Source organism: Stenotrophomonas sp. STEN013 (assembly GCF_056760355.1).
Window position 1 is genome coordinate 237744 of sequence record NZ_JBRREO010000004.1, and the last position, 14149, is coordinate 251892.

Sequence of the window (14149 nt, forward strand, 5' to 3'; positions counted from 1 at the left end):
ATGGGCAGCCCGTGAGTTGTTGAATTCGTGTAGTGGGAATCCGCCCCAAAACGGATCCGCAGTCAGCACCCGTCGGATGCTGGGTCGGCGCGGATTCTTACGGCGGGCACGGCCAGATGCAGTGCCTTTTTCTTGCAGAAACTCTCACTTGCTCTCGAGGTGAACCCGCCCGCTTTTCCTATTTCTTAACATCCCATTGATTTCACGATGATTTTCATGAATACCGACACGTGAAAATGAACGGGGGTCTCTTCAAAAACGTGAAACGGAACTGAACCAAAAACTGTGACTCAGAGCATCAACCGGTAGCCGGCGCCCCGGATTGCGCGGATCGGCACGGCGCTTTGGGTGGCATTCCGGACCCGGTTGCGGAGCCGGTGGACCAGCACTTCGATCCGGTGCGGGTCGAAATTCCACGGCTGGTCGGTCATGGCCGCGATCAGGCGATCCCGGCTGACGGTCTGCCCGGGTGCGGCAAAAAGCACGCCGAGGAAGGCGCGCTCGGCTTCGGTCAGGGCCAAGGTCCGTCCACTGGGGGTGTGCAGCAGATCCCAGCCGTCGGTCTGCAGCTGCCAGTCGACCACCGGCTCGGCGGCAGCCGCTTCGATGAGCTGCACCGGCTCGCCGGGCAGGCGCCGACGCAGGCTGTACAGGCGTGCGGCCAATACCTCCGGCTCCGGGCGATGGGCCATGCAGGCATCGGCGCCCGCCCACAGCCCTTCGGCGATGGCCTGCGGCGTGGCCGGGTCCACCAGCAGCACCACGCCCAGATCCTCGCGCCGGCGCAGATGCACCACCGTCCCGGCCAGGTCGGCCGCGGCGTAGGCGGTATCAATCAACACGATGTCGCACGGCACGATCGCCAGTTCGCGGTACAGCGCCGCGATGCTGTCCAGCGCATGCACCTGGGCGCCGTGGCACTCCAACGGCTGGACGATTTCGCTATCTCCGACAATCCATATCCGCAGCGGTGCAAGCGCCAGATGGCCCCTCGCACCGCTCAATGCGTTCTGTTGCAGTTGCACGACAACACGCTCCTGGACGCAGGCCAAGCGGGAGAGGGAAGCCTGCGTATTCAGGGGATTCTAGCGTGACGTAATTCCAATTACGCGCCTTCTCTGGTCGGCCGTGCGTCCCGACGGCAACGAAGAAGGGGAGCGATGACCGCCCCCCTTCTGTCTGCTTACTCGGCCGGGACGCCCATTTCCCTGAGCAGTTCCGGTGCCGGGTAGACCTTGGCCAGCAGCCAGCGCAGGTAGCGCATGTCCACGTGCACGGCCCGCTTGTAGCGTGGATCGAACCACCAGCTGGCGCTGACCGATTCCCAATTGGAATCGAAGTTCAGGCCGATCAGCTCGCCCTTGGCATTGAGCACCGGCGAGCCGGAGTTGCCGCCGGTGGTGTCCAGGTTGGTCAGGAAGTTGACCGTCTGGGTCTTCAGTGCCGGATCGGCGGTGCTGCCGAAATCACCCTTGGCGATGGCCGCCAGCAGCGGCTTGGGCGCATCGAACGGCACCGTGTTGGTGTTCTTCTCGACGATGCCGGCCACCGTGGTCACCGGCGCGTAGCTGACCGCATCACGCGGGTGCAGCGCCTCGACCTTGCCATAGCTGATGCGCAGGGTGCTGTTGGCATCGGGGTAGACCGCACGGCCCTGCTTGGCACGCCAGGCGAACAGCGCCTGCATGTAGGACGGACGCAGGCGCAGCTGCTCGCCCTGGCGCTCCTTGCTCTGCCGCTCGTCGTTGAGTTGCGCCATCACCAGCGCCGAGGCCACCGAGACCAGCGGGTCGGACTCGATGAAACCGCCCTTGCGCGCGGCCTCGAAGCGCGACAGCCGCTGTGCCTCATCCCCCAGCGTGGTCTGTGCGTACAGCTCGTCCAGGTGCTTGGCCAACTCGGCCGGGGTACGCCCGAACAGGTTGTCGTAATGCGCATCGCGCTGGTCGTCGGGCAGCTGCTGGTAGCGGGTCAGCAGCGCGGTGAGGATGGCCTTCTCCACCGTCGGGTCGTAGCGGCGCTGTACCTGCTTGAGCACGCCTTCGATCAGCGCCTGGTCGCGCTGCTGGTAGCCGCTCTCGCGCTCGGCATCGGGCTTGGCCGATTCGATGCGCAGCCGCTCCAGCAGCAGCGCCGAGCGCAGCAGCTGGGTCTGGCTGGACATCAGCGTGACCAGGAATTCGCGGGTACCGGCCTGGCGCTCGGCGGCCAGCGAGGCGAACAACGCATCGATGTCGGCTTTGTAACTGGCATCGGTAGCGGCCAGCATCGCCTGTTCGTCAGCGGCGCGCTGGGCCTTGGCGTCGCTGCGCAACAGGCCTTCCAGTTCACCGGCGGCGCGCTTGCGGTTGTTCTTCAGCGACTGCAGCTGCGAGGCGTAGCGCGTGCGGGCATCGGCATTGCCCTTGCCGACCGCCTCGATGGTGTCGATCAGCTGCTGGAACACCTCCACGCGGCGCGGCAGCACGGTATCGATCTGGTTGGCGAACTCGTCGGCGGTGCGCAGCCGGTAGGTGGTACCCGGGTAACCGGCCAGCATCGCGTAATCGCCTTCCTTGGGGCCATCCAGCGCCATCTTCAGGTGCGCCGGCGGCTGGTACGGCACGTTGTCCTTGCTGTACGGGGCCGGCTTGCCGTCCTTGCCGACGTAGGCGCGCAGCAGGGTGAAGTCACCGGTGTGCCGCGGCCACATGAAGTTGTCGATCTCGTCGCCGTAATTGCCGATCGCACGCGGCGGTGCATAGACCAGGCGGATGTCGGTCAGCTCCAGCTGGCGGATGCGGTAGAAATCGCTGCCGTAGTACATGTTGGCCACCGAGCAGCGCACGCCGCCTTCGGCCTCGCAGTCGGCGACGATGCGCTTGCGGGCGCGCTCCACCGCATCAAAATAGCCGCGGCCGGTCTTGCCGCGCGCGTCCTTGAGCACCTCGTCGGTGACCTTGTCGAAGCCCACCGTCACCAGCACCCGGTAATCGGGATTGGCCGCGCGCTCATCATCGCGGTCGCGGGCGATGAAGCCCTCGTCGATGGTGTTGTGGTCCTTGGTCGCGTTGTACTGGATCACGCCATAGGCGACATGGTGGTTGGTCAGCAGCAGGCCATCGCCGGAGACGAACGCGCCGGTGCCACCGCCGACCCGCACCACCGCACTGAGCGGCGGCGCGGTGACATCGGCCAACTGCTTGGGATCGCCCTTGAAGCCGGCCTCCTTCAGCGTTCTGGCCAACTCCGGCAGCTGCGTGGGCATCCACATGCCCTCGTTGGCATTGGCCGCAGCGGCCAGGCCCATCCCCAGCGCCAGCGTGGCGGCAAGCGGTTTACGCGTCATCGAAAACTCCAGCAGACCTTCAGAACAGCCGCCGACAGTAGCGGCCACCGCGCGCAGCGGCAACCATCGTTGGTCACGAGGGGGCTATCCTGCGCGGATGCGTATCTTTGCCGCTTCCCTCGTCGTGATGGGCCTGTTGCTCGGCGCCTGCTCCGGTCCGGACCGGTCCCGCTCTGCCCACACGAGCGCACCTGCGCTGGCGCTGCGAATCGAGCCGTGGACGCTGCCGGCCGATGCGGTCGCCGCGCAGCCGGATCTGGTCACCGCGCCCGATGGCAGCGTGCTGCTGTCGTGGCTCTCGCCCGATGCGCAGGGCCACCGGCTGCGCTATGCACGCTTTGCCGGCAACCGGTGGCAGCCTCCGCAACAGATCGCCCGCGGTGACGACTGGTTCGTCAACTGGGCCGATACCCCGCATCTGCTCGCCAGCGCCGATGGCGCGCTGTGGGCGCAGTGGCTGCGCAGATCCGCCAGCACCCCGTATGCCTACGACGTGCAGCTGGCACGCTCGGCCGACGGCGTGCGGTGGTCGGATCCGGTCACCGTGCACGATGACGGCACCGCCAGCGAGCACGGCTTCGTCTCGCTGTGGCCCGAAGGCGCCGAGGGCCTGGGCATCGCCTGGCTGGACGGGCGCAACACCGTCGGCAGCGCCGGGCATGCCCATCACGGCGCCGGCGCGATGACGCTGCGCAGCGCGCGCTTCGATGCCCGGCTGCACAAGCACGACGAGGTCGAACTGGATGCGATGACCTGCGATTGCTGCCAGACCGCCGCCGGCATGGCAGCCGACGGCCCGCTGCTGGTATACCGCGGCCGCGATGCCGCCGAGATCCGTGATATCCAGCTGCGCCGCCGCAGCGGCAGTGACTGGCGCCCCACGCAGCGCGTGCATGCCGACAACTGGACCATGCCGGCCTGCCCGGTCAACGGTCCTGCGGTGGCGGCTTCTGGTCGCGATGTCGTGGTGGCCTGGTACACCGCGCCGCAGGGGGAGCCGCTGTTGCGGATGGCCTACAGCGGCGATGGCGGCGCCACGTTCGCCGCGCCGGTGGAGCCGGATCGCGGGGCCGGACTGCAGGGGCGGGTGCAACTGGCCGTCGATGCCGGTGGTGTCTGGCTGGCCTGGCTGCGCGAGGACGGCCGCGGACAGTCGCTATGGCTGGCCCGCTATGCGCCGGCACTGCAGCGCGAGCTCGGCCGCCTCCAGGTGGCGGCGCTGGAAGGTCGCGGACGCGGCACCGGCTTCCCGCGCCTGCTCGCCGAGCCCGGTGGTGCGCGGCTGGTCTGGACCGATGTGGTCGCTGGCAAACCACAGCTGCGCGGCGCACGCGTCCGGGAAGTGGAGCCGATGGCGGCAAAGCAGGGCCGCACCGCCGCGGCCACCCCCGGGCCGCACCGCACGGATCTGCCTACAGCGGCGGATCCGGCCACCGCGGGCGATTACCCCGCGTCGCCGGGCAGCCGCGCCGTGCAGTAACGCCAGCGTTTCACGTCGCGGTAGTCGCGCCCATCCGTTTCCACGGTCAACCGCTTTCCCTCCAGCAGAAGCCGCAGATCCACCGGCGACGCGTCCCCGGGCTCGGGCAACTGGTCGATGCCGAGCCACGCGGTGGCCTGCCAACGGCCGGGAGCGCGCAGCCGCAGCTGCTGCAGCTGGTAGAACGTCCCTTCGCCGTACTCGGAGAATTCGTGCAGATAGCCTGGCCGGACCAGCAGCATTCCCACCATCGCCGATCCGGCGTGCTCCCACGGATCGGCCAGCACACGATAGCGGTCGCACTGCGCCTGGCCTTCAGGGTCATCGCTGACCCACAGGCCATGCAGCGGCGCCGGCACCGCCGGCGGCTCGGGCAGCTGCGCAGCGGCATGGGCCATGCCCATCGCGCCTCCGGCAAACAGGGCCATGCCCAGGCACCGTTTCCAGAAAACCGCTGTTGTGGATGACGTCATCGCCCGTTCCTGTGGCAGTTGAGGGTTACCGGGTCGATCCGGCCGGCGCGGTGCTTGCCTACTTCTCTTTGCGCCAGTTCACCGAGCCGCGGTTTTCCACCGTGGACGACTCGATTTCCACGTCGAAGCCGCGCCGCAGCAGGTACTTCAGGGTGAGCACCGAGCCGCTGCCGACCAGCGAGACGCCGTAGCCGATGTACAGCTTGGGGGTGATGTATTTGCCCACGCCGATCACCGAACCGCCCAGCGCGCGCGACTGGCTGACCCCGGCATCGTCCAGCCCCAGTTTGGCGCCGACCTGCGCGGCCAGCAGGCCGCTGCCGGCCGACAGCGCCGCCGAGGCGGCATTGACCTGCTGCGCCTGGTCGCTGCTGGCCATGCTCAGACTGCGTCCGAGCACCAGATAGGCCAGCGATTCGGACTGCGACATGGCCGGGTTGGACCATACATCCACCCGCGGCGCCTGGGCGCGGCCGGTCACGTGGATGCCGGCGGTGACCTCGCCGATCTGGCGCTCGGCGCGGATATTGATACGTGGATCGGACACGATGCCGTGGTTCCACAGCAGCTGGCCGTCGGTAATGGTCAGGTCCTGGCCGTAGGCCTTGTAGCGGCCGGTCACGTCCAGACCGCCGTTGGCGGTCATCTCGCGGCCGGGAATGGCGCGTACCTGCATCTTGCCGGTCAGGGCGCCCTTCAGGCCGAAACCACTCATCTTGACCTTGTTGCCGAGGCTGATGGTCAGGTCCATGTCCAGCGGCGAGGCCGGGCCCTCTTCCGGATCAACCGGATCCAGCACCACGATGTCCTCCGAGACCGACGTGCCGCGATCCAGCCGCTCCAGATCCAGATAGGCCTCCGGCACATGCACGCGCCCGCTCAGCGCCATCGCGGTGCCGGCCAGGGTGAAATCCAGATCCGGGTTGCCGACCAGGCGCAGCTCGCTGGTGTTGGACAGCAGCACGTTGTCACCGAAGATATGCAACTGCAGCGGCTGCGCATCGCCGAACCAGGACAGCCCACCGTCGACCCGCAACACGCCTTCGCCGCCGGTGTTGGCCGAGGCGCCGATCCGTGCCGAACCATCGGGTTGGGCGATGAAATCGGCCTTGCCCTCGCTCAGGGTCAGCCCCAGCGCCGGCAGTTCGCCGGTGAAGTTGCTGAGTTTGGCTTCGCCGCCCAAGGTGGGTTGCGCACGGGTGCCACGCAGACTCACGTGCCCTTCGATCAGCCCATTGGGCCGCACCAGATCCGGCGAGAACAGTTCCATCCAGTACAGCCGCGACATGTTCAGGTACAGCTCGCCGTTGAGCGCCGCGCCGGGCTCCCACGCGGTCTGCACCTTGGCGTCGATGAACCCATCCCCCTGGAAGCCCACGCCCAGATAGCCCTTGATGCTGTTGGGCTGCATTTCCACGTTGACGGAGAAATGGTCGTAGCGCACCAGTTCGCCGCGGGCGTTGTCGCCCAGGCGGATGCCGCCCTCGGCCGAGGCGACCTTGAACGCCCCCTCCCACGCATTGCCGCGCGGACGCAGGCTGCCGTCCAGGGTGATCTCGCCACGCAGATGGATGCGGCGACCGGCATTGGGCGGCAGCCACGGCTGCACCAGCGCCAGCGGCAGGGCGTCACCACGCAGTTGCACGCCCTCGCGCGGCCAGTTGGCCGCCACGCACAGTGCGCCGCCGGTGGCGGAACCCAGACAGGCATCGCCCAGGGTGAGGGCGCTGCCCTGCACGCTGAACGCCGCCGGCGCGCGCAGATCCCACGGCGCCCCCTTGACCGGCACCAGCCGCAACGAGGACAGCTCGCCACGCCACGTCGGTCCCGCCTGGCGCAGGTGGCCGGCCAGGGCCAGCGTGCCCAGTTCATTGCGGGTGTCGGCCTCCAGCCGCAGGTCGCGCAGGCTGCCGTGGGCGCTGACGCGCAGCTGGTCGAGCAGCATCCCCGCCTCCACCGCGCTGGCGTGCAGCTGCAGCGTGCCGTTGTCCCCGCTCCACGGCAGTTGGCCGGTGAGGCTGACCTGGCCGGCCTTCCAGTCCTCCCATTGCAGGCCACTGCCGTGCAGATCGGCGGTGATATCCGGCTGACTGGTGGTACCGCGCAGGCGCAGCGTGCCGGCCAGCGTACCGCTGCTGCCGGGAAGAAGATCGGACAGGTGCAACGGCTCCAGCCGGGCATCCACGTCCAGCCGATCGCCCACCTTGCCCGTGGCCTGGAGGCGGCTGTCGCCCATCACCACACGCACATCGCCCTCGCCCTGGGTACCCCGCAGGGCCAGCTTGGCGCGTGCGTCCACCGCGCGACCGCGCAGCCGGCCCTTCAGCTGCGGCACGTCCAGCGTGGCCTCGAAACGCAGCTCGTCACTGCCCGCCGGTGCGGGCAGCTGCGTGCCGGTCGAGGCCAGCGTGCCGGACAGCTCACCCTCCCAGCCGGGCACGAAATAGCCCGGATCGAAGCGGGCCAGGGTGGCGTCCACATCCCATGCCAGCACCGGGGCCCACGCCGCCGAACCGCTCAGTCCCAGTGAACCGCCCGGCGTGGTGGCGGTGAGCTGCTCGATCCGCGCCTGCTGGTCGTTGCCGCGCACATCGAAATCGAGCTGCGCGCCCTGCGCCTCGCGCGCCACCTCGGCCTTGCCGATCGCCGCCCAGTTCTTCAGGTTGCCGGCCACGCCCAGGCGTGCCTCCTTCAGGTGCAGTGGTACCGGCGTGCGGTCGGCCGCAGTGGGATCCGGTTCGGGGGTGAAGGTCAGCTGCTGGGCCACCACGGCAAAGCGGAAACCCGGATTCTGCGCATCACTGAAGTCGGCCGTGCCCTGCAGCCGGACGTTGCCACCGAAGGCCTCGGCCACCAGCGGGGCGACGGTCAGCACCTGGTTTTCCAGCATCACATGGGACGGCGCCAGCACCAGTTCGTTCTCGCCCTGGCGCACCCGGCCGCGCAGCTGCGCCTTGCCGCCGCGCCCGCGTGCGGTGAAATCCAGCGCCAGCGGCGCCGGCGCCTGCGCCAGGAACGGCGCCGGCACCAGCTGCCCGATCTCCAGCTGCTCCGAACGCGCGGTCAGGTTCCACACCGGATCATCGCGGCCATCGAACACCAGCCGCGCATGCAGCGGCTTGGGCGCATAGCCGGCCAGCGCCACGTCCATGTGCGCCAGATCGCCGCGCGCGACCAGCCCCAGCCGCGCCGGCGCCTGGCCCGGCCGCGCCGGCATCAGCGCACGCACGGTCAGGTCGGTGGCGTAGTCCTCACGCGGCAGGTAATGGCCGTCGATGCGGAAATCACCCAGATTGCTGTTGATCCTGAGCTGGCTGGCGCTGAACTCGCCCTCGGCCGCCTCCAGCCCGCCGCGGATGCGGGTGATGTCGATCAACGGCTCCTGCAGCCGGGTGATGCGCAGGCCATCGATCACGATGCTGTCGGCCTGCAGCGCCAGCGGCAGCGCGATGGGCGGCAATACATCCGGCCAGCGCGGCAGCTCGAACGGCTTGTCCTCCGGCGGCCCCAGCTCCAGCGTGGCCTCGGTGATGCGCAGCGCATCCAGGCGCAGCTTGCGCCCCAGCAGCGGACGGATATCCGGATCCAGGTAGGCCTGGGCGGCGCTGAAATGCAGGTCCTGATAGCGGAAGTCCAGGTCGTGCAGGATCAGCGGCCCGGCCAGCGGTCCCTCGGCCTTGCTCCAGGTCAGCGAGGAACCGGCCGGCAGCCGTGCCACCACCTGCGCCAGCAGCACCTCGCGCCCGGCCACGGTCTGCAGCAGCCAGTACAGCGCGAACAGCGCCAGCAGCAGCAGCGCGGTGACGGTGATGCCACTGCGGATCGCCAGCGTGCGCAGCCGCGCCTTGCGCCTGGCGCGCAGTTCGGCGATACGCGCCTCGCGTTCTTCGGGCGTCACCTCTTCCGGCACCCGGCTCACAGGTCTGCTCCGATGTTCAGATACAGCTGGAACTGCGAGTCGGGACTGTTCAGGCCGTGGGCGATGTCGATGCGCACCGGGCCCACCGGCGATTTCCAGCGCACGCCCAGGCCCACACCGGTATGCAGGTCGATGGTGTTGTCAAAGGCGCTGCCGGTATCGACAAACACCGCCGCGCCCCAGGGACCACCGTTGAAGTAATGCTCGTATTCGGCCGAACCCACGACCAGGTGCTTGGCGCCGAGCGCGAACCTGTCCGGCGCCGGCGTGCGCGGGCCGACTTCCCGATAGGCGTAGCCGCGAATGGAGCGGTCGCCACCGGCGAAATAGCGCAGGCTCGGCGGCATCGCCACCAGATCACTGGTCCAGGTACTGCCGGCCTGGCCGCGCAGGATCAGGCGGTCGGCCGCACCGACCGGCAGGTACCAGCGCAGCGTCGCATCGGCCTGCAGGAAACTGGTGTCCGAGCCGGCGCCGCCGATACCCCCGCGCAGCGTCGCGTTGCCACTGATGCCGCGGCGCGGAAAGCGCTCATCGTCCACGTCCACGTAATCGGTGGTCAGCTGCGGATAGATCAGCGTGGAGTACTGGTACAGCGCATCGTTGACCGCATCACCGGAGCTGTAGCGCCAGCGCTCGCGCAGCGCGTTCATCGACACGATCGCGGTCCAGTAGTCGTTGATCTCGCCGCTGCGGCTGGCGATCAGCTTGACGTTGCGCAGGTCGATGTAATCGGTCTGCTCGTCATAGGCGCTGAGCGCGTAGGTGTACCAGCCATCCAGCCAGCGGAAGCCGGGCACGCGGTAGCTGGTGATGAAACTCTTGCGCTTCTGCGCATAGTCCAGCTGGGTGTTGAGCTTGTGGCCGCGGCGGTTGACATAGCGCCGCTCCACGCCACCGCGCACACCGGCGCCACTTTCCGAGCCGTAACTCAGGCCGGCGGTGTAGATGGTGCGTTTGGCACGGGTGAGCTTCACGTCCACCGGCACCTCGCCATTGTCGTCGGCCAGCTCCGGGTGCGGCTGGATATCGATGACGCTGAAGTAGTCCAGCTTGGTCAGCGATTCGCGCAGGCGGTCCAGCTTGCCTTCGTGCCAGTAGCTGCCCTGCTCCCAGTACACCAGCGGCTCGAACAGGTCCGGCCGGAAGTAGTCCTGCTCGAAACGGATCGGCCCCATGTTGTAGCGGCGGCCGCTGTCCCAGGTCAGGAAGATATCGGCCGCGTTCTCGGCACGGGTGACCTCGACCCGGCGCTGGGTGAAATCCGCATCGAAATAGCCACGCTCGGCCAGACGCCGGGTGATGGTGACCTTGCTGGCCTCGTAGTTGACCGAATCGAACACCTGGCCGCTTTTGGGTTCGAAGGCGGCCAGGTCCTTCTGCAGATACTGGTCGCGTGCCGCCGGGCCGGTGATGATCACCTCCTCCTGGCGCACCCGCACCTGCTCGCCCTTGTCCACCTGGATCACCACCTGCAGCGTATCGCCCTGGCGCGGCGCCTCCACGGTGATGGTCGGATTGTAGAAACCGAACGGCTCCAGCGCCTTGCGGGTCTGCCGCTCGGCCTGCGACAGCAGGTATTCCAGCCGCGATTCGCCCTGCACCTTGCCGATCGCGTCATAGACGGACAGCGATACCTCGATGTTCTCGATGATCTCGGCATCGCTCCCCTTGTCCAGCCCCTTGAGCTGCACCTTGTCGATCGTGCCGCGGGCGTGGGACAGGGGCGCGGCCAGCAGGGCGGCGAACAGAAGAGGCAACGTGATTCGTAGAGGCGGCATGGGCAGCAGCATACCGGCCTGAACGTAACCGGCAAAATCGCGGTTCACCACTCAAAACCGGCGTGAAATCCACGTAAAGAAAAATAAAAACAAAGCCCGCTCGCGCGGGCCTTGCTCAACTCGTGCCAGACGGCCGTCAGCTCGACAGATGCTCGATCGCCGCGACGCTGCCGAGGCGGTCACCGAGCGTGCGCAGCAGCGCCAGCCGGTTGCCACGCAGGGCCAGGTCGTCGGCGTTGACCATCACCTGGTCGAAGAACGCGTCCACCTGCGGACGCAGCCTCGCCAGGCGGCCGAGCACGGCCACATAGTCCTTCTGCGCCAGCGCGATGCCGGTGTCGTCGATGGCCGCGGTCACCGCTTCGGCCAGTTCGCTCTCGGCCGGCTCGCGCAGCAGCGAGGCATCGATGCTGCCCGGAATGGCGCCCTCGGCCTTGCGCAGGATGTTGCGGATGCGCTTGTTGGCCGCAGCCAGCGCCTCGGCTTCGGGCAGCTGGGCGAAGATGCCGATGGCGTCGAGGCGACGGTCGAAGTCGTACAGCGAAGCCGGCTTGAGTTCGGCTACCGCGTTGAAGTGGGTGGCCGGCACGCCCTTGTCGGCGTAGTAGCCCTTCAGGCGATCGAGAATGAAGTCGTACAGCTCGTTCGCATCGGCCTGCACCGTGCGCTCGACCAGTCCGGCATTGGCTGCGGCAAGCAGCGCGCGCAGATCCAGATCAAACCCCGACTCGATGAGCGTGCGCGCCAGACCCAAGGCATTGCGACGCAGCGCGAACGGATCCTTGTTGCCGGTCGGCTTCAGGCCTGCGGCAAAGCCGCCGGCCAAGGTATCCAGACGCTCGGCAATGGCCAGCACCTTGCCCAGCGTCGAGGCGGCGATGGCATCGGCGGCAAAGCGCGGCTGGTAGGCCTCGTCGATGGCCAGCGCCACCGCCGGCGACTCGCCACCGGCCACGGCGTAATGGCGGCCGGCGATGCCCTGCAACTCGGGGAACTCGCCCACCATGCGCGACTGCAGGTCGTTCTTGGCCAGTTCGGCGGCACGCCTGGCCTGCACCGGATCGGCGCCGACCTGCGGTGCGATCACCTGCGCCAGCGTGCTGACCCGCTGCACCTTGTCGGTCACCGTGCCCAGCTTGGCCTGGTAGGTGACGGTCTTCAGGCCGTCGCCCATCGCTTCCAGCCCCTGCTTTAGGTCCTCGTCGAAGAAGAACTTGGCGTCGGAAAAGCGCGGACGGATCACCCGCTCGTAGCCCTTGGAAACTTCAGCCACGTCCCTGGATTCGATGTTGGCGATGCCGATGAACTTCTCGGTCAGCTTGCCGCCGGCATCGAGCACCGGGAAGAACTTCTGGTTGATCTCCATCGTCTCGATCAGCGCTTCCTGCGGCACGGCCAGGAACTCGCGCTCGAAACTGCACAGCACCGCGGCCGGCCATTCGACCAGGTTGACCACCTGCTCCAGGTTGTCCTCGGTGATGCGGGCCACGCCGCCAGCCTGGGCAGCTGCGGCATTGACCTCGGCAACAATGCGCTCGCGACGTGCGTCGGCATCGACCAGCACGTTGGCCGCTTTCAGCGACTCCACGTAATCGTTCGGATGGCTCAGCCACACCTGCTTGTCGGCCATGAAGCGGTGGCCACGGCTGAAGCGATCGGCGCTCAGGCCCAGCAGCTCGGCCGGCACGATGTCGTTGCCGTGCAGCAGCACCAGCCAGTGCACCGGTCGGGCGAAGGCGTACGCGTGCGCGCCCCAGCGCATCGGCTTGGGAATCGGCATCGCGGCGATGGCTTCGCGCACGATCTCCGGCAGCAGCGCGGCGGTCTGCGCGCCCGGGGTCACCGAGCGCAGCACGAAGCGCTCGCCCTTGGCGTCGGTGGTGCGCTCCAGCGCGGTCCAGTCGATACCGGCCTTGGCGGCGAAACCGGTCAGCGCCTTGGTCGGCTCGCCATTGGCGTCCAGGGCGATGTTCAGATACGGGCCGAACACTTCCGAGTGCTGCTCGGGCTGTTCGGTTTCCACGCCCGGCAGCAGCACCGCCAGACGGCGCGGGGTCGACAGCGGCTTGGCGCCGTCGCGGTCAAAGGCGATACCGCGCTTGGCCAGGCCGTCAATCACGCCATCAAAGAACGCCTGCGCCAGGCCCGGCAGCGCCTTGACCGGCAGCTCTTCCACGCCCAGTTCGATCAGTAGCGGCTGCATGCTCATGCCTGCACCTCCTTGGCGGCCACGGCTTCAAGGCGCTTGGCCTCGTACAGTTTGGCCACGGCCATCGCCAGGGTGCGCACGCGCAGGATGTAGCGCTGGCGCTCGGTCACCGAGATGGCGCGGCGCGCGTCCAGCAGGTTGAAGCTGTGGCTGGCCTTGGTGACCTGTTCGTAGGCCGGCAGCGGCAGGCCGGCGTCGATCAGCTTCTGCGCTTCGGCCTCGCAGGCGTCAAAGCGGTGGAACATCTCGTCCACGTCGGCATACTCGAAGTTGTAGGTGCTCTGCTCCACCTCGTTCTGGTGGTAGACATCGCCATAGGTGACCGGGCTGCCATCCGGGCCGTAGGTCCAGACCAGGTCATAGACGTTGTCGCAGCTCTGCAGGTACATGCACAGGCGCTCCAGACCGTAGGTGATCTCGCCCAGCACCGGCTTGCATTCCAGGCCGCCGGCCTGCTGGAAGTAGGTGAACTGGGTGACTTCCATGCCGTTGAGCCAGACTTCCCAGCCCAGCCCCCAGGCGCCCAGGGTCGGCGATTCCCAGTTGTCCTCGACAAAACGCAGGTCGTGCACCAGTGGATCGATGCCCAGCGCCTTGAGCGAATCCAGGTACAGCTGCTGGATGTTGTCCGGGCTGGGCTTCATCGCCACCTGGTACTGGTAGTAGCGCTGCAGGCGGTTGGGGTTTTCGCCGTAGCGGCCGTCGGTGGGACGGCGCGAGGGCTGCACGTAGGCCGCATTCCAGCTTTCCGGACCGATCGAGCGCAGGAAGGTGGCCGGGTGGAAGGTGCCGGCGCCCACTTCCAGGTCCAGCGGCTGGATCAGCACGCAGCCCTGCTTCGCCCAGAAGTCGTTGAGGGTCTGGATCAGGCCCTGGAAGGTGATCGGAACTGTCGGGGTCGCGGACATGCTGCGGATTGCCGTACGGAGGGGTGCGCTAGTATAGCGACCGGCCGCGCG

General features: G+C 67.8%; 8 protein-coding genes. 1 reads left to right on the forward strand and 7 read right to left on the reverse strand.

The genetic code is table 11. The features are described from left to right. Positions 1–290: 290 nt before the first annotated feature. Together ACVOMH_RS10755 and ACVOMH_RS10760 are read right to left on the reverse strand one after the other, a co-directional pair. Entirely contained in the window at positions 291–1025 is a 735-nt protein-coding gene (locus tag ACVOMH_RS10755) for a winged helix-turn-helix domain-containing protein (RefSeq protein WP_481551953.1), read from the reverse strand. A 158-nt stretch (positions 1026–1183) separates the two neighbouring features. Then, the gene (locus ACVOMH_RS10760; protein WP_481551954.1) at positions 1184–3328 is read right to left on the reverse strand and encodes a S46 family peptidase; all 2145 of its coding nucleotides are present in this window, start codon (positions 3326–3328) and stop codon (positions 1184–1186) included. Between the two features lie 97 nt (positions 3329–3425). Between ACVOMH_RS10760 and ACVOMH_RS10765 the strand changes: the two genes are divergently transcribed. After that, positions 3426–4808 (forward strand): hypothetical protein, encoded by a 1383-nt coding sequence (locus ACVOMH_RS10765; protein WP_481551955.1) that lies wholly within the window; start codon positions 3426–3428, stop codon positions 4806–4808. Here ACVOMH_RS10765 and ACVOMH_RS10770 read toward each other — a convergent pair. The 5 genes from ACVOMH_RS10770 to glyQ all read right to left on the reverse strand — a co-directional run bounded on the left by ACVOMH_RS10770 (position 4772) and on the right by glyQ (position 14098). After that, positions 4772–5236 (reverse strand): hypothetical protein, encoded by a 465-nt coding sequence (locus tag ACVOMH_RS10770; RefSeq protein ID WP_481551956.1) that lies wholly within the window; start codon positions 5234–5236, stop codon positions 4772–4774. The genes ACVOMH_RS10765 and ACVOMH_RS10770 overlap by 37 nt on opposite strands. Positions 5237–5339: 103 nt before the next feature. Continuing rightward, positions 5340–9152, reverse strand: coding sequence for a translocation/assembly module TamB domain-containing protein (locus tag ACVOMH_RS10775; protein ID WP_481552032.1), 3813 nt, complete (start codon positions 9150–9152; stop codon positions 5340–5342). A gap of 44 nt (positions 9153–9196) precedes the next feature. Next, positions 9197–10993, reverse strand: coding sequence for an autotransporter assembly complex protein TamA (locus tag ACVOMH_RS10780; RefSeq protein WP_481552033.1), 1797 nt, complete (start codon positions 10991–10993; stop codon positions 9197–9199). Positions 10994–11117: 124 nt separating this feature from the next. Next, positions 11118–13190, reverse strand: a complete 2073-nt coding sequence (gene glyS, locus ACVOMH_RS10785) for a glycine--tRNA ligase subunit beta (protein ID WP_481551957.1) — start codon at positions 13188–13190, stop codon at positions 11118–11120. Further along, complete coding sequence (gene glyQ / locus ACVOMH_RS10790) at positions 13187–14098, reverse strand: glycine--tRNA ligase subunit alpha (RefSeq protein ID WP_054660686.1); 912 nt, start codon at positions 14096–14098, stop codon at positions 13187–13189. Before glyQ ends, glyS begins: the two co-directional genes overlap by 4 nt. Positions 14099–14149: the final 51 nt, after the last annotated feature.